Annotated in this window: 22 protein-coding genes; 15 read left to right on the top strand and 7 right to left on the bottom strand. The window is 62.9% G+C overall.

The window, feature by feature from the left end; all coding sequences use genetic code 11:
- Positions 1-5 precede the first annotated feature (5 nt).
- The 11 genes from hisC (at position 6) to tatC (ending at position 6,907) form a co-directional block, all read left to right on the top strand.
- Positions 6-1,100, top strand: a complete 1,095-nt coding sequence (gene hisC, locus OX460_RS27480; RefSeq protein ID WP_289900550.1) for a histidinol-phosphate transaminase — start codon at positions 6-8, stop codon at positions 1,098-1,100.
- Positions 1,101-1,119: 19 nt separating this feature from the next.
- A complete protein-coding gene (hisB, locus tag OX460_RS27475; RefSeq protein ID WP_010402123.1) occupies positions 1,120-1,710 on the top strand; it encodes an imidazoleglycerol-phosphate dehydratase HisB in 591 nt (196 codons plus the stop codon).
- A gap of 38 nt (positions 1,711-1,748) precedes the next feature.
- Positions 1,749-2,387, top strand: a complete 639-nt coding sequence (hisH, locus tag OX460_RS27470) for an imidazole glycerol phosphate synthase subunit HisH (protein ID WP_099666081.1) — start codon at positions 1,749-1,751, stop codon at positions 2,385-2,387.
- A 54-nt stretch (positions 2,388-2,441) separates the two neighbouring features.
- The gene (gene hisA / locus OX460_RS27465) at positions 2,442-3,215 is read left to right on the top strand and encodes a 1-(5-phosphoribosyl)-5-[(5-phosphoribosylamino)methylideneamino]imidazole-4-carboxamide isomerase (protein ID WP_070219639.1); all 774 of its coding nucleotides are present in this window, start codon (positions 2,442-2,444) and stop codon (positions 3,213-3,215) included.
- Between the two features lie 60 nt (positions 3,216-3,275).
- Positions 3,276-4,037, top strand: coding sequence for an imidazole glycerol phosphate synthase subunit HisF (gene hisF / locus OX460_RS27460; protein WP_034781025.1), 762 nt, complete (start codon positions 3,276-3,278; stop codon positions 4,035-4,037).
- Between the two features lie 26 nt (positions 4,038-4,063).
- Positions 4,064-4,501 (top strand): phosphoribosyl-AMP cyclohydrolase, encoded by a 438-nt coding sequence (gene hisI, locus OX460_RS27455; protein WP_034753847.1) that lies wholly within the window; start codon positions 4,064-4,066, stop codon positions 4,499-4,501.
- Entirely contained in the window at positions 4,498-4,869 is a 372-nt protein-coding gene (locus tag OX460_RS27450; protein ID WP_034753849.1) for a phosphoribosyl-ATP diphosphatase, read from the top strand. The genes hisI and OX460_RS27450 overlap by 4 nt, the downstream gene beginning before the upstream one ends.
- A 15-nt stretch (positions 4,870-4,884) precedes the next feature.
- Positions 4,885-5,256, top strand: coding sequence for a histidine triad nucleotide-binding protein (locus OX460_RS27445; protein WP_099666083.1), 372 nt, complete (start codon positions 4,885-4,887; stop codon positions 5,254-5,256).
- 80 nt (positions 5,257-5,336) lie between these two features.
- A complete protein-coding gene (gene tatA, locus OX460_RS27440) occupies positions 5,337-5,573 on the top strand; it encodes a Sec-independent protein translocase subunit TatA (RefSeq protein WP_289900549.1) in 237 nt (78 codons plus the stop codon).
- A 48-nt stretch (positions 5,574-5,621) separates the two neighbouring features.
- Positions 5,622-6,155, top strand: coding sequence for a Sec-independent protein translocase protein TatB (tatB, locus tag OX460_RS27435; protein ID WP_099666084.1), 534 nt, complete (start codon positions 5,622-5,624; stop codon positions 6,153-6,155).
- Complete coding sequence (gene tatC / locus OX460_RS27430) at positions 6,152-6,907, top strand: twin-arginine translocase subunit TatC (RefSeq protein WP_289900548.1); 756 nt, start codon at positions 6,152-6,154, stop codon at positions 6,905-6,907. The genes tatB and tatC overlap by 4 nt, the downstream gene beginning before the upstream one ends.
- 84 nt (positions 6,908-6,991) lie before the next feature.
- Here the strand turns inward: tatC and OX460_RS27425 are convergent, their stop codons facing one another.
- The 5 genes from OX460_RS27425 to OX460_RS27405 form a co-directional block, all read right to left on the bottom strand.
- Positions 6,992-7,372 (bottom strand): hypothetical protein, encoded by a 381-nt coding sequence (locus OX460_RS27425; RefSeq protein ID WP_099666085.1) that lies wholly within the window; start codon positions 7,370-7,372, stop codon positions 6,992-6,994.
- Between the two features lie 171 nt (positions 7,373-7,543).
- Positions 7,544-9,403 carry a DUF885 domain-containing protein gene (locus OX460_RS27420; RefSeq protein WP_289900576.1) on the bottom strand — a complete coding sequence of 620 codons (1,860 nt, stop codon included), beginning with the start codon at positions 9,401-9,403 and terminating at the stop codon, positions 7,544-7,546.
- Between the two features lie 169 nt (positions 9,404-9,572).
- The gene (locus tag OX460_RS27415) at positions 9,573-10,061 is read right to left on the bottom strand and encodes a hypothetical protein (protein ID WP_251351544.1); all 489 of its coding nucleotides are present in this window, start codon (positions 10,059-10,061) and stop codon (positions 9,573-9,575) included.
- 69 nt (positions 10,062-10,130) lie between these two features.
- On the bottom strand, positions 10,131-14,312 hold the full coding sequence (locus OX460_RS27410; protein WP_289900547.1) for a DEAD/DEAH box helicase: 4,182 nt from the start codon (positions 14,310-14,312) through the stop codon (positions 10,131-10,133).
- Positions 14,309-16,252 (bottom strand): S9 family peptidase, encoded by a 1,944-nt coding sequence (locus tag OX460_RS27405; protein WP_251351546.1) that lies wholly within the window; start codon positions 16,250-16,252, stop codon positions 14,309-14,311. Before OX460_RS27405 ends, OX460_RS27410 begins: the two co-directional genes overlap by 4 nt.
- 200 nt (positions 16,253-16,452) lie before the next feature.
- Between OX460_RS27405 and hemE the strand changes: the two genes are divergently transcribed.
- Entirely contained in the window at positions 16,453-17,538 is a 1,086-nt protein-coding gene (hemE, locus tag OX460_RS27400; protein WP_289900546.1) for a uroporphyrinogen decarboxylase, read from the top strand.
- An 840-nt stretch (positions 17,539-18,378) separates the two neighbouring features.
- A complete protein-coding gene (locus tag OX460_RS27395) occupies positions 18,379-20,424 on the top strand; it encodes a primosomal protein N' (protein ID WP_289900545.1) in 2,046 nt (681 codons plus the stop codon).
- Positions 20,425-20,438: 14 nt separating this feature from the next.
- Here the strand turns inward: OX460_RS27395 and OX460_RS27390 are convergent, their stop codons facing one another.
- Entirely contained in the window at positions 20,439-21,329 is an 891-nt protein-coding gene (locus tag OX460_RS27390) for an ArgP/LysG family DNA-binding transcriptional regulator (protein WP_251351549.1), read from the bottom strand.
- A gap of 129 nt (positions 21,330-21,458) precedes the next feature.
- Here OX460_RS27390 and OX460_RS27385 point away from each other — a divergent pair, with 129 nt between their 5' ends.
- Together OX460_RS27385 and OX460_RS27380 are read left to right on the top strand one after the other, a co-directional pair.
- Positions 21,459-22,907 (top strand): dihydrolipoyl dehydrogenase, encoded by a 1,449-nt coding sequence (locus tag OX460_RS27385; RefSeq protein ID WP_289900544.1) that lies wholly within the window; start codon positions 21,459-21,461, stop codon positions 22,905-22,907.
- 165 nt (positions 22,908-23,072) lie between these two features.
- Positions 23,073-24,194, top strand: coding sequence for an HD domain-containing phosphohydrolase (locus OX460_RS27380; protein ID WP_289900543.1), 1,122 nt, complete (start codon positions 23,073-23,075; stop codon positions 24,192-24,194).
- A 9-nt stretch (positions 24,195-24,203) separates the two neighbouring features.
- Here the strand turns inward: OX460_RS27380 and OX460_RS27375 are convergent, their stop codons facing one another.
- Positions 24,204-24,689 (bottom strand): SRPBCC family protein, encoded by a 486-nt coding sequence (locus OX460_RS27375; protein ID WP_099666092.1) that lies wholly within the window; start codon positions 24,687-24,689, stop codon positions 24,204-24,206.
- Positions 24,690-24,718: the final 29 nt, after the last annotated feature.

Raw genomic sequence — 24,718 nt, 5'->3', positions numbered from 1 at the left:
GCAGCATGTCTTTCCTCGATCAGTTAATCAGCAACACCGTGCGGTCCGATGTGCGGGCCGTCAAAAGCTATCAGGTAGCCGATGCCAGCGGTTACATCAAACTTGATGCGATGGAAAATCCGTATCCGCTGCCGGCGCAGCTGCGCGAAGAGCTGGGCGCGCGCCTGGCCGGCGTGGCGCTGAACCGCTATCCGCCGTCGTACGCCAGCCTGCAGGCGGCCATCTGCGCCAAGCTGGGCGTGCCCGCCGGCTTCGACGTCATGCTGGGCAACGGCTCCGATGAGCTCATTTCCATCCTGGCCATGGCGTGCGCCCATCAGGAGCCGGGCAAGCGCGCCGTGCTGCTGGCGCCCGTGCCGGCCTTCGTCATGTATGCGCGCTCGGCGCAGTTTGCCGGCATGGATTTCGTCGGCGTGCCCCTGCAGGCCGACTTCAGCCTGGATATGCCGGCCATGCTGGCGGCGATCGAACAGCATCGCCCGGCGCTGGTGTTCCTCGCCTATCCGAACAACCCGACGGGCAACCTGTTTGCCAGCGCCGACATCGAACGCATCCTGGCCGCCCTGGGCGACACGGGCATCGCCGTCGTCGACGAAGCGTATGAGCCGTTCGCGCAGCACAGCTTCATGGGCCGCTTGCCCGAGTTCGAGAACCTGGTGGTGATGCGCACCGTGTCGAAACTGGGCCTGGCCGGCATCCGCCTCGGCTACATGTCGGCCGCGCCGGCCCTGCTGGCGCAATTTGAAAAAGTGCGCCCGCCGTATAACGTGAATGTGCTGACGCAGACGGCGGCCGAATTCGCGCTCGAACACCTCGATGTGTTGAATGCCCAGGCGGATCTGCTCAACAGCGCGCGCGATACGCTGGCGCTGCGCCTGGCGGAGCTGCCGGGTGTGACCGTGTTTCCCTCGAAGGCAAATTTTCTTCTGATTCGTGTGGCTGATTCCGACGATGTTTGCGCAAAACTGCTTGCCCGCAGGGTTTTAATTAAAAATATGAGTAAAATGCATGCTGCGCTGGCCAATTGCCTGCGCATCAGCGTCAGCACCCCGGAAGAGAATTCCCTTTTTTACGATGCCTTCAAGGCATCCCTCGTTTAGCCTATCGCCAGAGCCTCCCATGAACCGCACCGCAGAAATCACGCGCAACACCAATGAGACGCAAGTTCGCGTCGCCCTCAACCTCGATGGCACGGGCCAGCAAAAGCTCAATACCGGCGTGCCCTTCCTCGACCATATGCTGGACCAGATCGCCCGCCACGGCTTGATCGACCTGGATATCGAAGCGACGGGCGACGTGCATATCGACAACCACCATACGGTGGAAGACGTGGGCATCACCCTGGGCATGGCCGTGGCCAAGGCTATCGGCGACAAGAAGGGCATCCGCCGCTACGGTCATGCGTATGTGCCGCTGGACGAGGCGCTGTCGCGCGTGGTGCTCGATTTCTCGGGCCGCCCGGGCATCGAATACCACATCCCGTTTACGCGCGCCATGATCGCCGGCTTCGACGTCGACCTGACGCTGGAATTTTTCCGCGGCTTCGTCAACCATGCGGGCGTGACATTGCATATCGACAACTTGCGCGGCACGAATGCCCACCATCAATGCGAAACCGTGTTCAAGGCCTTTGGCCGCGCGCTGCGCATGGCTGCCGAGCTCGACGAGCGCGCGGCCGGCATCATTCCATCGACCAAGGGCAGCCTGTAAGCGCCGCTCTCGCTATATTGTAGATTCCGGGATCAAACATGAATAAAATTGTGGTGGTGGATTACGGCATGGGCAATCTGCGCTCGGTGGCGCAGGCCCTGCGCGCCGTGGCGCCGGAAGCCGACGTGCGCATTTCCGGATTGGCGCAAGACATCGACAGCGCCGACCGCATCGTCTTGCCGGGCCAGGGCGCCATGCCCGACTGCATGCGCAGCCTGCGCGAATCGGGCGTGCTCGAAGCGCTGCTGCGCGCTGCCGACAGCAAGCCCGTGCTGGGCGTGTGCATCGGCGAGCAAATGTTGTTCGACGGCAGCGAAGAGGGCGATGCGGCCGGTCTGGGCTTGCTGCCAGGCAAAGTCGTGCGCTTCCAGCTCGACGGCCAGGTGCAGGAAGACGGCTCGCGCTTCAAGGTGCCGCAAATGGGCTGGAACCAAGTACGGCAAACGGCGTCCCATGTCATGTGGGATGGTATCGCCGACAACGCCTATTTTTACTTTGTGCACAGCTATTTTGCTCAACCTCAAGAAGCGGCGCACACGGTGGGCGAGACTGTCTATGGCGCGCCGTTTGCTTGTGCCGTCGCCCGTGATAATATTTTCGCGACACAGTTTCACCCTGAAAAAAGCGCTGCCGCTGGCTTGCAGCTGTACAAGAACTTCGTTCACTGGCAACCTTAACGTTAGCTATCCGGCTTTTTTTCCGCCCCTCACCCACTCTAAATCACACTGACCATGCTGCTCATTCCCGCCATCGACCTGAAAGACGGTCACTGCGTACGCCTGAAACAAGGCGATATGGAACTTGCCACCGTATTTTCCGAAGACCCGGCCGAGATGGCCCGCCATTGGCTGATGCAAGGCGCGCGCCGGCTGCACCTGGTCGACCTGAACGGCGCCTTTGCCGGCAAGCCGAAGAACGAAGGCGCCGTGAAGGCCATCCTGAAGGCCGTGCAAGATTTCGCCGTGGAAAATGACATCGAGGAAATCCCCGTGCAGCTGGGCGGCGGCATCCGCGACCTCGACACCATCGAGCGCTACCTCGACGCCGGCATCACCTACATCATCATCGGCACGGCGGCCGTGAAAAGCCCCGGCTTCCTGCACGACGCCTGCGGTGCCTTCCCGGGCCACATCATCGTCGGCCTCGACGCCAAAGATGGCAAAGTGGCAACGGATGGCTGGAGCAAGATGTCGGGCCACGAAGTGATCGACCTGGCGAAAAAATTCGAAGCCTACGGCGTCGAATCGATCATCTACACGGACATCGGCCGCGACGGCATGATGGGCGGCATTAATATCGAGGCCACCGTCAAGCTGGCGCAAGCCGTCAAGATCCCCGTCATCGCTTCGGGCGGCCTGCACAATATCGGCGACGTGGAAGCGCTGTGCGCGGTCCAGGCCGAAGGCATCGAAGGCGTGATCTGCGGCCGTTCCATCTATGAAGGCACGATCGACCTGGCGCAGGCGCAGGAACGCGCCGACGAACTGACCGACGCCGCCGTTTAAGCCAGCCTGGCCGGGGTGTGCGCGTGCATGCCCTGGCCTGGCGACAATCTGGATACCATCATGCTTGCAAAACGTATCATCCCCTGCCTCGACGTGACCAATGGCCGCGTTGTCAAAGGCGTCAATTTCACGGAATTGCGCGACGCCGGCGACCCGGTGGAAATTGCCCGCCGTTATGACGAGCAGGGCGCCGATGAAATCACTTTCCTCGACATTACCGCCTCGAGCGACAACCGCGGCCTGATCTTCGACATCATCGAAGCCGTGGCGTCGCAAGTGTTCATTCCGCTGACCGTGGGCGGCGGCGTGCGCGTGGTGGAAGACGTGCGCCGGCTGCTCAACGCGGGCGCCGACAAGGTCAGCATCAACACCTCGGCCGTGACGAATCCCCAACTCGTGTACGAGGCGTCGCAAAAGCATGGCTCGCAATGTATCGTCGTCGCCATCGACGCCAAGCAAGTGTCGCCCGGTAAGTGGGAAGTGTTTACCCATGGCGGGCGCACCGCCACGGGCCTGGACGCCTTTGAGTGGGCGCGTAAAATGGAAAGCCTGGGCGCCGGCGAAATCTTGCTCACCAGCATGGACCGCGACGGCACCAAGGTGGGCTTCGACCTGGGCCTGACGCGCGGCGTGTCCGACGCCGTCAGCATCCCCGTCATCGCCTCGGGCGGCGTGGGCGGCTTGCAAGACCTGGTCGATGGTATCAAGGTGGGCCGCGCGGACGCCGTGCTGGCCGCCAGCATCTTCCACTATGGCCAGCACACGGTGCAGGAAGCCAAGCAGTTCATGGCGCAGCAGGGCATTCCCATGCGCCTGGCGTAAACAAAATAGTACCCAGGATACAGAACATGCAAAACGGAACCATCGTAGCAAGCAATGCCAAGTGGCTGAAAAAGGTCAAATGGGACGAGCACGGCCTGGTGCCCGTGATCGCGCAGGAAGCGGGCAGCAATGACGTGCTGATGTTCGCCTGGATGAACCGCGACGCGCTGGCGCGCACGGTGGAACTGGGCGAAGCCGTGTACTGGAGCCGTTCGCGCAAGAAACTGTGGCACAAGGGCGAAGAGTCCGGCCACACGCAAAAGGTGCTGGAGATCCGCCTCGATTGCGATGAAGACGTGGTCTTGCTGAAAATCGAACAAGCCGGCGGCATCGCCTGCCATACGGGCCGCCATTCGTGCTTCTTCCAGAAATTCGAAGGCGACGAAAAAACGGGCGAATGGCAAGTCACCGACCCCGTCCTGAAAGACCCCGAGACGATTTACGCGGAAAGCAAGAGCAAATGAGTGAAACGTTAAAACGCCTGGCCGCCGTGATCGAATCGCGCAAGCTGGCCAACGGCGGCGACCCCGCCACCTCCTATGTCGCGCGCCTGTTTGCCAAGGGCGATGACGCCATCCTGAAAAAAATCGGCGAAGAAGCGACGGAAACGGTGATGGCCGCCAAGGATGCGCGCCGCGACAACGACCCGTCGAAGGTCCTGTACGAATGCGCCGACCTGTGGTTTCACAGTCTGGTGATGCTGGCGCAGTTCGACCTGACGCCGCAGCAGGTGCTCGACGAGCTGGCGCGCCGCGAAGGCCTGTCCGGCCTGGAAGAAAAGGCGGCACGCAAGGATGAGCTGCGCGACGCCGGCGAAACAGACAAACACTGACCTACTGGAGCGTGCGTGGATAACTGTATTTTTTGCAAGATTGCTGCAAAACAAATTCCCTCGACCATCGTGTATGAAGACGAGGACTTGCTGGCCTTCAAGGACATCAACCCGGCCGCCCCCGTGCATCTGCTGCTGATCCCGAAGCGCCACGTGGCCAGCCTGTCGGACTGCGATGACAGCCATACGGAGATGCTGGGCAAGCTGCTGCGCCTGGCGCCGAAGCTCGCTGCCGAGTTCGGCTGCGCCGTCACGTATGACGCCGATGGCGCGCCTGCCGGGGGCTTCAAGACCATGATCAACAGCGGCCCGAACGGCGGGCAAGAGGTGTATCACCTGCACATGCATGTGTACGGCGGTCCCCGCCCCTGGCGCGGTCAACACTGATTTCGCTGCGCGCCGGGTTCGCGTGTATACTACCGGCATTGGTCGACGCTATTCGGGCACCGTCCCGCAAGGAGAATGTGATGGGTTCATTGAGTATTTGGCACTGGGTGATCGTTCTGGTCATTGTGATGCTGGTCTTCGGCACCAAGAAACTGGGCAATATCGGCGGTGATATCGGCAAGGCCGTCAAAGGCTTCAAGGATGGCGTCAAGGGCGAAGATGACGCCCCGGCAGCCAACACCCCTCCTGTTGCGCCATCGCAAGTGGCCGACAAAAGCACCATCGACGTCGAAACGAAAGAGAAAAGCAAGTTCTGATAGCGTGGCGGGGCGCTTGCCTCGTCCGGTAACAGCCCTTGTCCGCTTATGATCGATCTCGGTCTCTCTAAAATCGCCATCATCGGCGTGGTTGCGTTGATAGTCATCGGCCCTGAAAAGTTGCCGAGAGTGGCGCGCATGGCCGGTACCCTGTATGGCCGCGCGCAACGCTATCTGAACCAGGTGAAATCCGAAGTCTCGCGCGAAATTGAAATGGAAGAGCTGAAAAACCTGCAGAAGGAAGTGCAGGATGCGGCCCATTCCGTCAAGCAAAGCGTGGAGAAATCCATGCATGGCGTGGAAAACTCGATCTCCGGCAACCTGGCCGAGGTGGAAAGCGCCTGGCGCGGCGATGCCAGTGCGTATGAGGGGCAGCACGATGCCCATGAAGCCATGCTGCGCGCGACCAACGATGACCTGGCCCGCAAGGCGCGCGAATTCCGCCGCAAGAAGCTGGTGCGCAATTCCGCCATCCCCGGCTGGTACAAGCAGCGCCATGGCGGCAAGCTGCACGTGCAGTCGGCGGCCGCCCGCGTGGCGCGCTTTCGTCCGCGCGCCAGTTCCTCCTCCTTTTACTCATGAGTAGCAAATCTCCGGTGGAAGAAACCTTTATCTCGCATCTGGTCGAGCTGCGCAACCGCCTGGTCAAGGCCTCGATCGGTATCGCCGTCGTCTGCGCCGTGCTGTTTTACTGGCCCGGGCCCTCGCATATCTACGATTTTATCGCGGCGCCGATGATCGCCTCGCTGCCGGCCGGCTCGAAAATGATCGCCACCGGCGTCATTTCGCCCTTCCTGGTGCCGATGAAAGTGACCCTGGTGATCGCCTTCATCGTCGCCTTGCCCTGGGTGCTGTACCAGATGTGGGCGTTTATCGCCCCCGGCCTGTACACGCATGAAAAGCGCCTGATCGCGCCGCTGGTCATCTCGTCGTCCCTGCTGTTCATGGCCGGCGTGGCCTTCTGCTATTTCTTTGTGTTTGGCCGCGTGTTCCACTTCATCAGCGATTTTTCGCCCTCGTCGATCGCCGTCACGCCCGATATCGAAAACTACCTCGATTTCGTCATGTCGATGTGCCTGGCCTTTGGCGCCACCTTCGAGGTACCGGTGGTGGTGGTGATCCTCGTGCGCATGGGGCTCGTTTCCATCGCGAAACTCAAGGAAGTGCGTCCCTATATCATCGTCGGCGCCTTCGTGATCGCCGCCATCGTCACGCCGCCGGACGTGGTCAGCCAGTTCTCGCTGGCCATCCCGATGTGCCTGCTGTTCGAGCTGGGCCTGCTGGTGGCGCCCATCTTCGTCAGGGCCACGCAAGCGCCGGAAGAAGCGTCCTAGACGGCCCGCAACGCGTGCCGATACGAGCCGCTGGCCTCCCTCGGGAGCCGCGGCTTTTTTATCGCCAAGAAAGTTAGTGGGTGCTTACTGCAGCATCAGCTTGCTGAGGATGCCCAGGTTGAGCAAGATCAGGGTGCTCATCATCCAGTAGACGTGTTTCATGTCCGCGCCATGGCGCAAGTCCATGCGTTCCAGGCGGGCATCGAATTTTTGCTCCAGTGCATCTATTCTGGTATCGAATTTCAGTTCCAGCGCATCCACTCTGGTATCGACCTTTTGCGCCACCAGCTTGATTTCCCCCAGCAGATTGCGCTCCATCGCCGCCAGTTCGCCATGCACGACCACGGCCGAACCCAGTACTTCACCCAGCGCCGTCGCATGCGCTTCCGCTTGCTGGGTGGGCACGCCGGCCGAGGCGAGGCGTTTGGCGTAATCGAGGGTGTCGAACTGGATGGGCATATGCATGGACGCTCCTGTATCCAGCCTAGCAGGAAAATCGGCAATTGCCAGTGAGGAGTGCGGTGGCGCCTGCCTTCCCATCAGCTTAATGGACAGGCGCTCCAGTGGTTTGCGGCGGCGCAAGCGCATGCAAAAAGGGCGCCGCGGCGCCCTTTGCAAGCTGACGGCGAGCGCCAGTTAATTCATCAATTCCTTGATGACTTTCACGGGCGCGCTGCCGTAGCTGAGGAATTGCTCGTGGAAATCTTTCAGCACGAACTTGCTGCCCAGCGCCTGTTTGCGCTGTTCGCGCAAGTCCATGATTTCGCTGTAGCCGCTGAAATAGCTGGTCAGTTGTACCGAGCTCAGCTGCACGCGGCGCCATTTTTCCGTCGCTTCACGCTGGGTCTGGAAGGCCTGGCGCGTCAGCAGGTCGAGCGCCTGCGCTTCCGTCATGCCCAGCACGTGCACGCTGTAGTCGAGGATGGTATTGGTGACGCTGCGCAAGTTCCACTTCGAATACATCAGCCACATTTCCGGCGCGTTATTGCCATAGCCGGACTCGAGCATCATGCGTTCGCCATACACGGCCCAGCCTTCGATCATGGCGCCATTGCCGAAGATGGACTTGACCAGCGACGGCGACTTGTTCGCGTACACGAGCTGCGTGTAGTGGCCGGGGATGGCTTCGTGGATATTCAGGATCTGCAAGATCCAGTGGTTGTATTCGCGCAAGCTGCTTTCCGCCTGTTCCGGCGTTTCGCCGTCGAGCGGCGTCACGTTGTAATAGGTGCGGTCTTGCGGGCGATACGGGCCGGGCGCTTCGATGCTGGCGCCAGCCACGCCGCGCTGGTAGGCAGGCGTTTCGCGCACGACCAGGGGCTTTTTCGGGTCCATCGTCAGCAGGTTGTGGCTGGTCACCCATTCCTGCAGTTCGGGAATCTGGCGGCGGATTTCCGGCACGAAATCGGCAGGCGCCACATGGTTGCTGGACAGCTTGTCGATCACCATGCCGATCTTCGCCGTGCGGTCCGCCGGCTTGGCCGTGGCGCCCATGGTTTTCACCCACAGCTCGTCGGACAGGCTATCCATGTGCTCGAGCAGCTTTTCGCGCGCGGCCAGGGCTTTCTGGTACATCTGCTCGGCGCTCACGCTGGCCTGGATATCGTAGGCGAATTTCTGCTCATACAACTCCTTGCCGATGCGGAAGGAGCGCGCGTTGCCGTTCTGCGCCAGCGCGGCATCCTGTTCCGTCAGCCATGACGCGTAGCCTTGCACGGCCGTGCGGGCCGCGGCGATGCGGACGGTGTACAGCTGTTTTTCCACCGGCGTCAGGATGGAGCCCTGTGCCGTCTTGTTCAGGTCGTCAAGCACGCTGAGCACGCCGGCGCTCTGGGCAATGGCCAGCTGCGTGTGTTCGCGCGTGGGGTGATTGATACTGGCGCGCGCGGCCGCATAGTATTGCGGCACAGTGGCGATGCGCTTGAGCAAGGTGCGCAGGCGCTGCGGCTGGGCCGCGTATTCCGTGTTCAGGATGAAGTCGATGGAACCGGCCACGTTGTATTGGGCGGGATTCCATTCGAATTCGCGGAAGGTGGTCAGATACCAGCGGTCCGATTGCAGTTTATTCGTCAGCAGGGCCAGGTCGGTACGTTGCTTGTCCGACATTTTGCTCGCATTCAGCTTGCCGAATTTACCCAGCCATTCTTCGATGAAGGCCAGTTGCTTCTGGCGGCTGGCCGCGTCGGGAATGCTCAGGTTGGCGGCGCCATCGTATTTGCCGACCGAAATCGCGCTTTCCGGGTCCAGGCGCCACAGGGCCGTGAGGAACTGGCCGCTGAGGTTATTCATGGAACGGTCGCTGCTGTTCTCGCTGGCGACGGCCGCTACCGTGGCTGCCGTGGCGGCGCTGACGACGGCCGCTTTCTTGCCGACGGTTTTTTTCTTGCTGCTGCTGGTGCCGGCCTTGCCTTGCTTCTGCGGCTTCTTGGCGGCGCTGGCCGGAGTCAGGGTAAAGGCCATCATCAATGCGGCGAGCGCAACTTTATTTTTTATCAGCATAGTTTATCTCTTGAATATTTTGCTGTTTGTCCTGATCAGAAAATAATAAACTGATAATATAAGTAACAAACAACTATTGAAAGGTTGGCCTTGCTTGCCTGGGCGGCCCAAAGATTAGCATTAATTGCCGCCGCTGCGCAGTTTTTTGCGCCGGGAGCGCGCCGCGCTAGACCACGATGGCGCTGCCGTGCAGCAATTCTTGGTGGCGCGCATTGATGGCCGCCACGGCATCCTTGCCGCGCGCCATGCCGGTGGCGTGGATTTCCGTTTCCTGCGTGTAGCGCTGGCTGACTCTTACCGTATAGGACTGGAACAGCCAGCTCCAGAAGTTCGTTTCATAGACGGCTTCATCCATGTCGCGCCATTTGACGCCCGTCAGTTTCTTTTTCCACGGCAAGATACCGGACGCCAGCCAGACGCCTGCCTCGTCGTAGTACAGCTGATAGCTGCGGATGGTCAGCAGGCGGTAGCCGACGATCAGGGCCGAGCCGATCAGCACGACGAAGGCGGCGCGCGCGTTGTACTTGAAGGCCAGCGGCAGGGCGGCAAAGAACAGCAGCACGGCGATGAGGAAGGTGCTGACGTAGGCGGTCCAGGATTTGCCGCATAAAAAGGTGGCGCGCTGGCCGGCGCTGGTGGCGATATAGTCGGTCATGGCGTGGCATTAAAACAGGGAAAAACGATCATCGCATGGAACGCGGTGGCGCCGCTCATTTTTTCAATCTCATTGCTTCAACCCTTCCTGCAGCATGCCCAGCATGTCATTGGCCGACATGCGCGCGGCCGCGTCGCTGCCTTCCAGCAGGCTGTCGGCCAGGTCGCGCTTGTGCTGATGCAATTCGACGATGCCTTCCTCGATCGTGTGCTTCGCCACCAGCCGGTAAATGGTGACTGGGCGCAATTGCCCCATGCGGTGGGCGCGGTCGGACGCCTGGTCTTCCACGGCCGGGTTCCACCACGGGTCCATGTGGATCACGTAATCGGCCGCCGTCAAATTGATGCCCATGCCGCCCGCCTTCAGGCTGATGAGGAAAACGTCGCCCTCGCCCGCCTGGAAGGCGTCGACGCGGCGCTTGCGCTCCTGCATGGGCGTGCTGCCATCGAGATACTGGTAACTGACGCCATGCTGCTCCAGGTGTTGGCGGATCAGGGTCAAATGGTCGACGAACTGGCTGAAGACGAGCACCTTGTGGCGGTTTTCCAGCAAGCCCGACAACAACTGGGCGAACGCCGCCAGCTTGCTGCTGGCCAGGCCCAGCTCGGGCGCCACCAGTTGCGGATTGCAGCAGGCGCGGCGCAGCTTCATGATCTCGGCCAGGATCTGGATGGCCTTTTTCGATGCCGGTCCTTCCACCATGGCCAGCTTTTCCAGCGCTTCGCGGCGCAAGGATTCGTACAGCGCCGTTTCCTGCGGCGACAATTCCACTTCCAGCACGATTTCCGTGCGCGACGGCAATTCCGACAGCACTTGCGTCTTCGTGCGGCGCAGGATGAATGGCGCGATCAGGCGGCGCAGCCGCAGCCGCGCGCCGGCCGCCGCCCGCTTGTCTTGATCTTTCTCAATAGGCCCGGCAAAGCGCAAATTAAACTGGTCGAGGGTACCCAACAAACCGGGGTTGATGAAGCGGAACAGGTTCCACAATTCACCCAGGTGGTTTTCCAGCGGCGTGCCGCTGGCCACCATGCGGAAGTCCCCCTGCAGGGCCATCACGGCTCGCGAGCGCTTGGTGGCGCCATTCTTGATGGCTTGCGCTTCGTCGAGCACGATCGTATGCCAGCGCACGCCGGCAAACATAGTGGCTTCCTGTTGCAGCAAGCCATAGCTGGCCACCACCACGTCGAACGGCTGCAAGGTATCGAGCATGTCGGCGCGGTCGCCGCTGCCGAACAATTTGATGTTCAAGGTGGGCGCGAAGCGCTGCGCTTCGCTGATCCAGTTCATGCATACGGATGTGGGGGCGACGACGAGAGTGGGGCCGTGCGGCGCGCGCGCCAGGATCAGCGCCAGCGCCTGCAAGGTCTTGCCGAGTCCCATGTCGTCGGCCAGGCAGGCGCCCACGCCCCAGTGCGCCAAGCGCGCCAGCCAGTTAAAACCGGCCAGCTGGTAGTCGCGCAAGTCCGCCTGCAAGGTGCTGGGCAGTTGCGGCTGATAGTCGTCGAGCGCGCGCAGGCGCAGCAAGTGTTCGCGCCACAGTTTGTCGGCCTTGACGCCGCCCGCATCGTTGGCCAGCTCTTCCAGCGCGAAGGCGGCCAGCGGGTGGATGTGCACGCCATCGGCATGCGCCTCGCCATACGCGGCCAGCTCGGACAGGCGGCGGTGCAATTCGTCGCTGAGGGCGAGGAACTGGTTGTCGCCCAGGGCCACGAAGCGGCTTTTATTGTTCTGCATCAAATCGAGCAGGGCGCGCAAATCCATCACCTTGTCTTCATCGATCTGCACTTCGCCGCTGGCGGCAAACCAGTCTTTTTCGCTCTTGATGTTCAGGCGCATCTGGCCGCTGTCGATGCGTTTCGACACGCGCATGGTTTCGCCTTCCGGCCAGGCCAGTACCATGCCGTCCGGGTCCAGCGCCTGCAATTCCACCAGCAATTGCAAGCCCAGGGCAGGCTGGCCCAGCAGCCACTCGCCATGCTCTTCTTCCGCCTCTTCCAGCACCAGGCAGCGACCGATGAGCTGGCGCTGCGCTTCGCGTTCCCCGTTCAAGTCGCGCCGCGCTTGCACGGCCCGGCCCGCCACATCGGCAAACACGCTTTCGGCGCCGCTGCCCGGCGCGTAATAGGCGCCGTTATCGAGCAGGGGGCGGACCAAGATCTGCATCTTGAGGCCCTGCTGGTAGGGCAGCAGGTGCACGTGCAGGCGATGGTCGGCCGTGATCGCTTCCGCGTCGCCCGCGCCGCCGCCGATGTCCGATTGCACGGTGACCATGGACGAGATGGCGCCGATCGCCTGCATCACCTGTTTTTCCGCATGCAGGGGCACGGACAGGCCCAGGCCCACGATGGCGCCGATGCGCCGGTGCTCGTCGAGGATGTGCACCACGCGCAAACGCGTCGGCGTCTCGCGCTGCACCACCACATTGCTGCCGTTGTCGGGCAGCGGCGGCTGCATGCCCAGCCACAGTTGCCCCTCGTGCGACTTGATGAGGAGCTCGGGCGCGCCGGCGATCAGCTCCACGCGCGTGTCGGGGTGGTCGAGCCAGAAGACGAGCGGGTGGCCCACCAGCAAGACGGCGGCTTTGTCCAGTTCGACTTCATAGCGGGGCGCCGACGAATAGTATTGCTTGAACGGCGCGATGCTGCCCGCCGCGCGCGCATCCTGCGGCGTGAGGAAATCGATGTCGCCCGCCTCCTCGGCCAGGCGTTTGAGGCCCATGGCGCGGCCCTTGCTCCAGCCGCCCCGCGCATCGCGCTTCTGCTCGCGCACTTCCACGGCCGTCAGGCCAAAGCGCGGGTCGAACGCCACCAGCCACACGAGGCGCGAGACGCCGCCCAGCGCCTCGGCGGGTGCGTTCTGCTGCAGGTTGATCAGCGCGCTCAGCTGGCGCTGCCACGCTTCCTGGCGCTCGAACCACGGCGCCATGTCCGTCAAGCCGTGTTGCGCCCGCTTGGCCGTTGCATAGCGCTCCTGCTGCGGCTCGCCCATCAAGCCCAGCAAGCCGGCCGCCTGCGCGGCGATCAAATCGTAGCCGGCCGCGTCGGCTTGCTGCACCAGCGATCGCAGCTGATCCTTGCGTTCGCTCAACTGCGGCAGCGCCAGCCAGTAGTACAACAAGGCTTGGAACAGTTGCGCCTGCAGTGCCGTTTCCCAGCTGCGCGTGGGGATGCTTTCCGCCAGCTGCACGCCGGCGCGCACCAGGCGCAGGGTATTGAGTTGCTGGTAGACGATGCTGTCGTGGTTCGGCTGCGCGTGCAGGGCGATATCGAGGTAAGTTTCCGCGCTTTTCAGCAGCTTGGCGTCGTTGCTGCGCAGCAAGGCCAGCACGTACAAGTGGCCGCCGATGCCCGTGAAGCACAGCTTGCGCTTGCCTGTTTCCTTGCGCAGTCCTTTCAAGGCCGTCTCGAAGCCCGCCACGGCGTGCGTATGTTCGCCGCGCAACAGGGCGATGCTGCTGTCGAGAAACAACACCTGCGGACCCTGCTGGCCTGCCAGGTAGCGCGCAGCCGCGTCGAGTTCGCCGCACAGCAGGGCGTCTTCGGCCAGGGCCAGCGGCAGGGCGGCGCCGATATGGTCGTCAGCCGCCGCCTGGCGCGCGTGGTGGGCGCGCGCGTACGCGCGGATGGCGTGCGCCGTGCCCGGCTCGCGCGGCGCATTGCCCAGCAGCACGGCGAGGATGTCATCCTGCAGTTGCGGCATGACGAAAGACAACATCTCCGGCTCGAACGGCCGGCCGAAGATTTCGATCAGCGGATGCAGCTGCTGCGCTTCATAGCACGCCATGCAGGCGGCCAGGATGGCGGCCACGTGACGCACCTCGTCATTGCGCAGCAGGGCGATGCGCAGGCGCGCCACGCCCTGGCGGTAGCTGCGCAGCTCCACATAGCCATCCCAGTTGCGGCGCACGGGATTGATCAGCTCGATGGCCTGGCACAGGTCGCGAAACACCAGGTGTTCGATGGCCGCGCGCATGGCGGGCCAGCGCAGCCTCGCTTCGCAGGCGAAGCCCCGTCCCACGATTTCCGACGCCAGCGCCAGGCGTGTCAGCCGCAGCAGCATGTTCGTCACTACCAGCAGGGAAAACGGCGTGCCGTCCGGTTCGACGACATTGGCGCGCTGCAAGTGTTCATACACGGCATGCTTGCCCACCGGTTCGCCCGTGATCGCCAGCAGGGCCAGGATCATCTGCTCATGCTGCTCCAGTGCGGCGAACTCGTCCAACAGATGCTGGTCGACATTTTGCTCGGTCATGCGGGCAAATTGGCGATATGCACGGGAGGCTCGCCGGCCGCCACGGGCAGGCCGAACACGCGCTGGTAGAAATACAGTTCCGCGTCCAGGGTGCGCACGATGTTTTCCGCCTTGCGGAAGCCGTGGCCCTCGCCTTCGAGCGGGACATACGCGACGGGCACGCCGCGCGCCTGCAGGGCGTCGACCATCAGCTGCGACTGCTGCGGCGGCACCACCTTGTCATCGAGGCCCTGGAAGAAGATCATCGGGCGCGACAGTTTATCCGTGTGGTGGATGGGCGAGCGCTCGCGGTACAGCGCCTCGGCTTGCGGCTGCGAAGCGATCAGGTAGTCGGTGTAGCGCGATTCGAATTTGTGCGAATCGTTGTCCAGGCCCTTCAGGTCGGATACGCCGTAGTAACTGGCGCCCGCCTTGAAGACGTCGTGGAAGGTCAGGGCGCACAGGGTCGTCAGGCCGCCCGCGCTGCCGCCGCGGATGATCAGGCGTTCCGGGTCGGCCAGGCCGTTGGCGGCCAGGTAGCGCGCGCCGGCGATGCAGTCTTCCACGTCGACGATGCCCCACTGCCCGCGCAGCGCGTCGCGGTATTCGCGGCCGAAGCCGCTGCTGCCGCCATAGTTGACGTCGAGCACGCCGATGCCGCGGCTGGTCCAGTACTGCGTCGCCAGTTTCAAGGTATTGCTGGCCATGCTGGTGGGGCCGCCGTGGCTGATGACGATGACGGGTGGCAACGTTCCTGCCGGCGCCTGCACGTCGCCATTCGTGGGCGCATAAAAGAAGGCGTGCGCCGTGCGGCCATTGTTGCTCGGATAGCTCAAGCTGCGCGGCACGGACAGGTAACCGAGCGCAGGCAGGGCCGTGATCGACTGTGCCAGCACTTCCAGTTCATGGTTGGCCAAATCGATGCGCGCCAGTTCCAGCGCAATGGTGGGGCTGCCGCCCAGCAGCGCGACGAAGCCGGGGCCCACGCGCAGTTCGCGGATTTCCTGGTACGGGTGCGGTATCGGTTCCAGCTTGGCCGCCGCCACGTTCAATTGCGCCAGGTAGCTGATGCCAGCCTGGATATACGTGCAAACGATCTCGTCGTCGGACAGGAAACCATACATGCTGCCGCCGAAGGTCCAGTGCGGCGTGGCAAATTCCGCTTCCATCGGGCACAGCGCCTCGATGTCGGCGCCGTGCAGGCGGTACAGGTTCCACCAGCCGCTGCTGTCGGACACGAAGTGCAGCAAGCCGTTCGGCGACCATTCCGGCTGGCAAATCGACTCGCGCGCGCCGCCGGCGATCAGGCGCGGCGAGCCCAGGCTGCCATCTGCCTGCACGTCGGCCAGCCACAGTTCCGTGCCTTGCCACGGCAGGCGCGGGTGGTCCCAGCTGATCCAGGCCAGCTGGCTGCCGTCCGGCGACAAACGCGGCGCCGCATAGAAATCGTGGCCGCGCGCCAGCACCGTTTCGCGCCCGTCGAAGCCGACGGCGGCCAGGCAGTTTTCCGGCAGGGCATGGCCTTCCTGCGGATGCTGCTCGCGCACGGCGATCAGGCGGGAACGGGCCGCATCGACGACGAAATCCGCATGGCGCGTGTTGCCGCCCGTGGTGAACGCTGCGGGCGCGGCGTCGCCGCTCACGCGGTACAGGCAATTGTCGGCGAAATGCGAAAAGTAGACGGTATCGCCGGCCACGGCATACGCGCCGCCGCCATATTCATGCACGCGGGTGCGCACATTGAAGGGCGCCGGCGTCAATTCATCGACGCGCGCGCCGCGCTGGCGCAGCAGGGTGTTGCGGCCCGCCTCGCTGGCGCGCCCGGCCAGCCAGAACACGTCGCCGCCATCCGCACCGCCCAGGGCCAGCTGCGTCAGCGGCGAGGCGCCGGCGGCGACGATGGCCGCGCTGATCGGCGATGGCCAGATGCCATAAGGGGTGCTGGATGCGGTCGAGGTCATGCGGGCTCCGTATAGTGAGGGGATCAAGGGCCGCCAGGCAGGGTCAAGGCGCGCGGCGGCGTGCATCATCATAATGGAAGGGCTGGCACAACGAAAGTCATCGCTGTGCGTGGCAAATGCTGCAAAGCGGCACCGGAATCAATGAAATGGCGGCGATTGGATGCGATAATACCGCTTCTCCAAGCTATTGATTGCCTTCCATGCCACAATTTGCTCCGCTCCAGAACGATACTTTCCTGCGCGCCCTGCTGCGCCAGCCGACCGAGCACACCCCAGTCTGGCTGATGCGCCAGGCGGGCCGCTATTTGCCCGAATACCGCGCCACGCGCGAGCGGGCCGGTTCCTTCCTGGGCCTGGCAAAGAATCCCGATTACGCCACGGAAGTGACCTTGCAGCCCCTGGAGCGTTTCCCGCTCGACGCGGCCATCCTGTTTTCCGACATCCTGACGGTGCCTGACGCCATGGGCCTGGGCCTGTATTTCGCCGATGGCGAAGGCCCGAAGTTCGAGCGCCCGCTGCGCACGGAACAGGATGTGAAGGCATTGCAAGTGCCGGACCTGGAATCGCTCGACTACGTCTTCAAGGCCGTCACGCAGATCCGCACGGAACTCAACGGCCGCGTGCCGCTGATCGGTTTTTCCGGCAGCCCGTGGACCCTGGCGTGCTACATGGTGGAAGGCGGCGGCTCGAAAGAGTTCCACACCATCAAGAAGATGCTGTACAACCGCCCGGACCTGATGCACCACATCCTGGCCATCAACGCCACTTCCGTGGCGCAGTACCTGAATGCGCAAATTGATGCCGGCGCGCAAGCCGTGATGATTTTCGATTCCTGGGGCGGTGCGCTGGCCGATGGCGCCTACCAGGAATTCTCGCTGGCCTACATGCAGCGAGTGGTGGCGCAATTGAAACGCGACAAGGATGGCGTGAAAATCCCTGCCATCGTGTTTACCAAGGGCGGCGGCCAGTGGATCGAGCAGATCGCCGACATCGGCGCCGATGCCGTGGGCCTGGACTGGACCGTCAACCTGACGCGCGCGCGCCAGCTGGTGGGCCATAAAGTGGGCTTGCAAGGCAATCTGGACCCGGCCATCCTGTTCGCCAGCCCCGAGCAGATCCGCGCCGAAGTGGCGAAAGTGCTCAACGCCTTCGGCGCGCCGTCGGAAGGCACGGGCCACGTGTTCAACCTGGGCCACGGCATTTCCCAGTTCACGCCGCCGGAATCGGTGGCAGCGATGGTGGAAGCCGTGCACAGCATGAGCCGCGCCATGCGCAGCGGCCAGTAAGTAGCCGTTTTCCCCTGGCGCAGGGGCAGAAAGGCAGGCTTTCCAGCGGAAGCCTGCCTTTTTCTTTGCTGCGCCTTCGCAAGAAATACCGACTTATGCACAATTTTTTTTGCTGCGGAAATAAGAGGCAGTCGAAAAGCCATGCCCGGGGATGCTCTGCAAGTGATTGATTATTAAGACATAAAAAAAGCCTTGTTCGGCGGACTTTGTTGCTATTGATAAGGTTATTCTTTCGTTCGCCTGCCTTATTCCTTCATTGTCCACAAAGTTATCAACAGATTCTGTGGATAAAATTGAAAAGTATTTTGTTAACCGATACTTAGCGCCGATGTTCAGGTTTCACCTGAAGTGCATGTTGCACTGCATGATAATTGAACAATGTTTCGCCGCCCGGCAGGGAAAAACGAACTCTTGCCCGGCAATTGTCAACTTTGCAGCATGGGGCCGCCGTTTTTCCGGATCGGCCGCCGCAAAAGCGGGCTGATTTCTGTATAAATAAATTACAAATGGTTCAGTTATGCACAGCGGCGGAAATGCCCCGCGGTTTTCCAGCCTCCCGGGTGTCAATTTTTAAGTCGTTGATTTTAAATACTTAATTTTTCTTGCGTGCCGCTCTTGACGGCGATCGAAATTTTCTGTCCACATTTTTCTGAAAGTTAATTTTGCTTTGTCCACAAAGTTATCCACAGAATTTTCTTCAGGCACGATGCCACACCATCCTGCCTGCCGTTAGGCGTTTGAGGGGCGAAACAAGTATCATGGCCCGCTGGCTTGATGCCGGACATCCCGCGCGCCATCGATTCTGCGGCGCGCTTTTTTATTGAGATAGGCCCTACCCCCATGTCGCAGTGCATTTTGACGTCGTGCATCCTGAACATCGCGCTCGACACACCCTTGAACGCCCTGTTCGACTACCGCTGGAACGCGGCGCCGGATGCTGCCGTGCCTCTGCCGCAAGTGGGGCAGCTGGCGCTGGTGCCGTTCGGCCGGCGCGAAGTGATGGGGCTGATCGTCGGCGTGTCCGACAGCACCGACGTGCCCGCCGCGAAACTGAAGGATGTGCTGGCCGTGCGCAGCCAGCTGGCGCCCCTGTCGGAGCAATGGCTGGCGCTCGCCGCCTTTGCGGCCGATTACTACCAGCGTCCGCTCGGTGAAGTGGCGCTGCCGGGTTTACCGAAGAATTTGCGCGTGCTCACCACCGTGGCGCTCGACCGCGCCATCAAGAAGCTGGGCAAGCTGGCCGACGCGCACGACGGCACGCCCCTGAACATGCCGGCCCTGAATCCTGCCCAGCAAGAAGCGGCCGACGCCATCGGCGGCGCGCAAGGCTTTAAACCGACCCTGCTGTACGGCGTGACGGGCAGCGGCAAGACGGAAGTGTATCTGCAAGCCTGCGCCCAGGTGCTGGCGCGCGAGGACGATGCGCAAATCCTGATCCTGGTGCCGGAAATCAACCTGACGCCCCAGCTGGAAGGCAACATCCGCGCGCGCTTTCCCGGCGTCATGCTGGCGACCCTGCACAGCAGCCTGTCCGAAGGCGAGCGCATGCTGCACTGGCTGGCTGCCCACCAGGGCCAGGCGCGCATCGTGCTCGGCACGCGATTGGCCATCCTGGCGTCCTTGCCGAAACTCAAATTGATCGTCATCGACGAGGAGCACGATCCTTCCTACAAGCAGCAGGAAGGCTTGCGCTATTCCGCGCGCGACCTGGCCGTGTGGCGCGCCTGGCAATTGCAGATTCCCATCGTGCTCGGTTCGGCCACGCCGTCGCTGGAAAGCTGGCACCATGCACAGACGGGGCGCTACCGCAAGCTGGAGTTGCGCGAACGGGCCGTCAAGAATGCAGTGTTGCCGCGCGTCAAGATTCTCGACATGGAGCGCGACCGGCCGAAAGATGGCCTGACTTCGCATTTGGTAGCCGCCTTGAAACTGCGCATGGAGCGCGGTGAACAGTCGCTGCTGTTCTTGAACCGGCGCGGCTATTCGCCCGTGATCTGCTGCGAATCGTGCGGCTGGATCAGCAATTGCACGCGCTGCACCTCGTTCATGGTGCTGCACAAGCCCGAACACCGGCTGCGCTGCCACCATTGCAGCCTGGAACTGCGCATTCCCCGCCATTGCCCCACGTGCGGCAACGTCGACCTGCAGCCGCTGGGACGGGGCACGCAGCGGGTGGAAGAGGGCTTGCAGCAATTGTTTCCAGAGGCGCGGATCTTGCGCATCGATGCCGATTCCACGCGCAAGAAGGGCAGCGCGCAGGAAGCGTTCGACACCGTGCACCGGGGCGAAGTGGATATCCTGATCGGCACGCAGATGGTGGCCAAGGGTCACGATTTCAAAAAGCTGACCCTGGTCGGTATTCTGAATCCGGACACGGCCCTGTTTTCCCAGGATTACCGGGCCAGCGAGCGCCTGTTCGCCCAGCTGATGCAGGTGGCGGGCAGGGCAGGGCGGGCTGCGCAGACGGAAGGGGGCAGCGTGTCCGAAGTGCTGATCCAGACGCGCTATGCGCGCCATCCGCTGTACGACGCCGTCGTCAACCACGATTACGACCACTTCGCCACCACCTTGCTGGAAGAGCGGGCGCAGGCGGCGCTGCCGCCGTACCTGTTCCAGGCCCTGCTGCGCGCGGAAGCGCCCGAGCTGGCCACGGCCATCGAGTTCCTGCAGGCGGCCAAGGAATGCATGGAACACCCGCAGGTGACCATCAACGACCCGATTCCCATGAGCATGACACGCGTCTACAACGTGGACCGCGCCCAACTGCTGCTCGAGTCCGCCTCGCGGCCCGCCCTGCAAGCGTTCCTGAAAGAATGGCTGATGGAGTTGCGCGCCATGAAGACGCGCGTGAAATGGTCGCTGGAAGTGGACCCGCTGGATATTTAAATCAAGTCACTGAATTAGTTCAGGTAGTCGCGCGCGGACTTGACGATCTGCTCGGACAGCAGCTTGGTAAACGGCGTGTCCAGGGTCCAGGCATGCCAGCTCAGCGGTACGTCGAGGGTGCTGCCCGGCATCAGATCCACGAGACGATCCGTCGCCAGCGCCTGCGCGGCCAGGCGCTGCGGCATCAAGCCGTAGGCCAGGCCATCCTGGACGCAGCCGCGGCGCGCCGCTTCCACCGGCAAGGTGTGGTGCGGAAACGGTTCACGCATGTTCAATTGTTCCGCGAGGAAACGCGCCAGCAAGCCGTGCTGGCCCACGACGGCCGGCGCCAGTTGCACCGCTTCGGCAATAAATCCGTCACCGAACCAGTGGCCCGCAAACACGGGCGTGGCTACGCAGACATAGCGCAAGGTGCCCAGCGGCGTGACGCTGGTGGCGGCCGCCGCATCGATCGCTGTGCCCGACTCGGCCGCCACGCAGCCGAACACGGAGCCGTCGCGCACCATCTGCAAGGCGCTGTCGCTGTCGGCCAGGCGCACGTCGAGCTGGCAGCGCGGCGGCGCCAGCAGGGCGGACAAGGTGTCGGGGAACCACGTGGCCAGGCTGTCGGCATCGATGGCGATGGCGATTTCCGGCATGCTGACGCTGTTGCCCAGGTCGATGTCGAGCGAGGCTTCCATCAGCTTGACGTTGCGGTGATGCACGATCAGGCGCTGGCCCAGGCCCGTCGGCACGGCTGGCTGGCCACGGATGATCAAGAGGCGCCCGCTGGCGTCTTCCAGCGCCTTGATGCGCTGCGAGACGGCCGACTGGGTGATGCCCAGCGCCAGGGCGGCCTTGTCGAAACTGCCATGGCTGGCGACGGCGTCCAGCACGGCGAGCGCGCGATAATCGAGTGATCCCATTAGCTCAGCTTATAAATTTTGAAAATGATTAGTTATACTAATGCATATATTGCTGCAAAGTAAAACCTTATTTTCAGCAAACGGGTAGTATCGAACGCTGTGAGCAACCTCAAACGGATGGGCAGCGGCATGAAGACGATACGAGTGGATGTGGCCGTGATCGGCAGCGGCACGGCCGGCATGACGGCGCACAGGGCGGCGCGCATGCAGGGCAAGCGCGTGCTGATGATAGAAAGCGGGCCGTACGGCACGACGTGCGCCAGGGTGGGCTGCATGCCCAGCAAACTCCTGATCGCGGCGGCCGAGGCGGCCCATGCCGTGGCTGCCGCGCCGGCTTTTGGCGTGCACCCGGGCCCCGTGCGCATCGATGGCCGGCAAGTGATGGCCAGGGTGCGCAGCGAGCGCGACCGTTTTGTCGGCTTCGTGCTCGACGGCGTCAACGCCATCCCTGACGAAGAAAAACTGCGCGGCCACGCGCGTTTTATTTCCCCCGGCACATTGCAGGTGGATGAACATACCTTGGTGGAAGCGGCCAGCGTGGTGATCGCCACCGGTTCCACGGCCATCGTGCCGTCCGAGTGGCAGGCGGCGGGAGACCGAGTCATCACCAGCGACGCCGTGTTCGAGTGGACGGACTTGCCCGCTTCCGTGGCCGTGGTCGGCAGCGGCGTGATCGGCCTGGAACTGGGCCAGGCGCTGGCGCGTCTCGGCGTGCGCGTGACCCTGTTTGCGCGTGGCAATAAAGTCGCGCAACTGACGGACCCGCTGGTGCTGCGCGAGGCGGACGCCGTGCTGGCGCGCGAACTCGATATCCGCTTCATGACCGGCGTCGCGCACGTGGCAAAAACGCCCGATGGCAGCGGTATCCTGCTGACCAGCCGCGATGCCGCCGGCGTGGAAAAAACCGAGCAGTTCGAGTATCTGCTGGCCGCCGTCGGCCGCCGCCCGAACGTGGACAAGATCGGCCTGGAAACGGCGCAAATCGAGCTCGACCGTCACGGTGTCCCCCTGCATGATGCGCACACCATGCAGTGCGGCAAGAGCGCCATCTTCATCGCCGGCGATGCCGACAATGCGCTGCCGCTGCTGCCCGAAGCGGCCGACGAGGGCCGCATCGCGGGCGACAACGCGGCGCGCTTTCCGGACGTCAAACCGGGCTTGCGCCGCACGCCCTTGACCATCGCCTTCACGGAGCCGCAGATCGCCACCCTGGGCGCGACATACCAGCAATTGTGCGTGAGCCACGCGGGCCGTTTCGCCGTCGGCGCCGTGTCGTTCGGCAACCAGGGCCGCAGCCGCGTGATGCTGCAAAACCAGGGCTTGCTGCGCGTGTATGCGGAATTCGGCAGCAAGCGCTTTCTCGGCGCCGAGCTGATCGGCCCACGGGCGGAACACCTGGGCCATTTGCTGGCCTGGGCGTGCCAGGCGCAGCTGACGGTGCCGGCCATGCTCGACATGCCGTTTTACCACCCCGTCATCGAGGAAGGCGTGCGCACGGCCTTGCGCGAACTGGCGCTGCACCTGGAAAAAGACCCGGAACACGCGCCCGGCTGCGCCGACTGTACCCCCGGCCCTTGAAGGCAACTTTGCGATTTACATAATTTTGTAGACAAGCTCACATGATTGCGCGATCATCGCTGCCACATTGAAATATTGATTAAAAGCAAAAAACATTTCAATCGGTACATACCGCTGATGCCAGGATGGTAAAAACAGGCGGGTGCAGGCGATGATGGAGACGATGTGAAAATTCGGCGCATTTACGCAGGAGAACTCGCACTGGGCGTGGCCTTGCCCTGGGACGTGCACGGCGAAACGGGCGGCTTGCTGGCCAGGCTGGGCCATGTCATCAGCAGCGAAAACCAGATCGAATTGCTGCTGGCGCGCGGCGTCATCGCCGATGCCAGTGCCGACGTGCCGCGCACGGCTACGGAAGCGCCGTCAGCCTTGCGCATGCTGAACCTCGTCACGGCGGGCCTGGCCCTCGTCTTGCCGTCCATTGCCGCCGGGCAAGCGGGCAGCCACCTGCCGCTGGCCGCGCTGGCGCAGCTGGTGGAAGAGGCGGTCGTGCTGGACGCCGACGTGGCGCTGGCCTGCATCTTGCACAACCAGGGCGCGGGCGACTTTGCCGTGCGCCACAGCGTCGACACGGCCGTCATCACGGCCTTGCTGGCGCGCGCCCTGAAACTCGATGAGGGCGTGATCCGCAGCCTGGTGCTGGCCGCGCTGAGCATGAATGTGGGCATGCTGGAACGCCATGCGGATTTTCAGCACAAGGCGGGGCCGCTGGATGCGCAGGAACGCGCCTATTTGCGCGCCCATCCGCAAGCCGGTGTCGACTTGCTGCGCGCGACGGGCGTGACGGACGCCGTCTGGCTGCAAGCCGTGTTGCAGCACCATGAAAATATCGATGGCAGCGGCTATCCGCTGGGCACGCAAGGCGAGGCGATCGGCATCGGCGCCCGCCTGATCATGCTGGCCGACCGCTATTGCGCGCGCGTCTCGAAGCGCAGCTACCGCCAGCCTTTGCTGCCGAACGTGGCCCTGCGCGAAATGTTGATGGCCGACAAGGCCACCCTGGATGCGCCGCTGGCGTCCTTGCTGGTGCGCGAGCTGGGTATCTACCCCATCGGCACCTTCGTGAAACTGCTGAATGGAGAAATCGGCGTCGTCACGCGCAAGGGCTTGAATGCCAGCACGCCCCACGTGCAATCGCTGATCGGCCCCCGCGGCGCGCGCCTGGACGTGCCGCTGCGGCGCGATACGCGCGTGGACTTGCATGCCATCCGCGAAGTGCTCAGCGCGGAGCAGGCGGGCTTGCAGTTCCGGCCCGACCAGCTATGGGGCCGCAGCGCAAGAATTTAGCGCAGGCGTTTAATTCAGCAAACCCGCATCGAGCCGCCCTTCGAGCGCCAGTTCGCGCATGATGCGCACGGTGTCGATGTCGGACTCCTTGTAGGCGGAGCGGCGGAAGTCGTCGTACAGGGCGTTGGCCGCATCGGTGGCCGCGTCGTGGCCGTCGTCGTACTGGAAGCGCACCCACAGGCTCGCTTCGTCGGGCATCTCGATGGTCATCACCAGCGAGGAGGCGCTGATATCCTTTTGCGCCGGCACTTCGTAGCGCACCTGCAGTTGCGGCACCAGCACCACCTTGTCGTTGATGACCAGTTCGCCATAGCGCAGGCTGCGCGCGAAACCGGCGTCGCTGCGCTCGCTGATCTGGCATTCGTCCAGGTGGGGCACGAACAGCTTCGGCGATTCGGCGCGCAAGACGAGGCCGCGCCAGACTTGCTCCAGGGTCAAGGTGTCGATCAGCGGATTCAAGGGATCGTTGATTTCAATCAGGTGTTCAAATTTCATGGGACTGCCATTCGGTAAGTGGGCGCACA

It is taken from the genome of Janthinobacterium sp. SUN033 (genome assembly GCF_030397595.1).
Lineage (GTDB): Bacteria > Pseudomonadota > Gammaproteobacteria > Burkholderiales > Burkholderiaceae_D > Janthinobacterium > Janthinobacterium kumbetense.
The sequence above is the reverse complement of the archived record's forward strand: the minus strand, read 5'-3'. Positions and strand labels throughout refer to the sequence as shown.

Bases quoted from the DNA above. Each gene is read 5' to 3' on its own strand.
- hisC (WP_289900550.1), top strand. From the start codon at position 6: ATGTCTTTCCTCGATCAGTTAATCAGCAACACCGTGCGGTCCGATGTG.
- hisB (WP_010402123.1), top strand. From the start codon at position 1,120: ATGAACCGCACCGCAGAAATCACGCGCAACACCAATGAGACGCAAGTT.
- hisH (WP_099666081.1), top strand. From the start codon at position 1,749: ATGAATAAAATTGTGGTGGTGGATTACGGCATGGGCAATCTGCGCTCG.
- hisA (WP_070219639.1), top strand. From the start codon at position 2,442: ATGCTGCTCATTCCCGCCATCGACCTGAAAGACGGTCACTGCGTACGC.
- hisF (WP_034781025.1), top strand. From the start codon at position 3,276: ATGCTTGCAAAACGTATCATCCCCTGCCTCGACGTGACCAATGGCCGC.
- hisI (WP_034753847.1), top strand. From the start codon at position 4,064: ATGCAAAACGGAACCATCGTAGCAAGCAATGCCAAGTGGCTGAAAAAG.
- OX460_RS27450 (WP_034753849.1), top strand. From the start codon at position 4,498: ATGAGTGAAACGTTAAAACGCCTGGCCGCCGTGATCGAATCGCGCAAG.
- tatA (WP_289900549.1), top strand. From the start codon at position 5,337: ATGGGTTCATTGAGTATTTGGCACTGGGTGATCGTTCTGGTCATTGTG.
- tatB (WP_099666084.1), top strand. From the start codon at position 5,622: ATGATCGATCTCGGTCTCTCTAAAATCGCCATCATCGGCGTGGTTGCG.
- tatC (WP_289900548.1), top strand. From the start codon at position 6,152: ATGAGTAGCAAATCTCCGGTGGAAGAAACCTTTATCTCGCATCTGGTC.
- OX460_RS27425 (WP_099666085.1), bottom strand. From the start codon at position 7,372: ATGCATATGCCCATCCAGTTCGACACCCTCGATTACGCCAAACGCCTC.
- OX460_RS27415 (WP_251351544.1), bottom strand. From the start codon at position 10,061: ATGACCGACTATATCGCCACCAGCGCCGGCCAGCGCGCCACCTTTTTA.
- OX460_RS27410 (WP_289900547.1), bottom strand. From the start codon at position 14,312: ATGACCGAGCAAAATGTCGACCAGCATCTGTTGGACGAGTTCGCCGCA.
- OX460_RS27405 (WP_251351546.1), bottom strand. From the start codon at position 16,252: ATGACCTCGACCGCATCCAGCACCCCTTATGGCATCTGGCCATCGCCG.
- hemE (WP_289900546.1), top strand. From the start codon at position 16,453: ATGCCACAATTTGCTCCGCTCCAGAACGATACTTTCCTGCGCGCCCTG.
- OX460_RS27395 (WP_289900545.1), top strand. From the start codon at position 18,379: ATGTCGCAGTGCATTTTGACGTCGTGCATCCTGAACATCGCGCTCGAC.
- OX460_RS27390 (WP_251351549.1), bottom strand. From the start codon at position 21,329: ATGGGATCACTCGATTATCGCGCGCTCGCCGTGCTGGACGCCGTCGCC.
- OX460_RS27385 (WP_289900544.1), top strand. From the start codon at position 21,459: ATGAAGACGATACGAGTGGATGTGGCCGTGATCGGCAGCGGCACGGCC.
- OX460_RS27375 (WP_099666092.1), bottom strand. From the start codon at position 24,689: ATGAAATTTGAACACCTGATTGAAATCAACGATCCCTTGAATCCGCTG.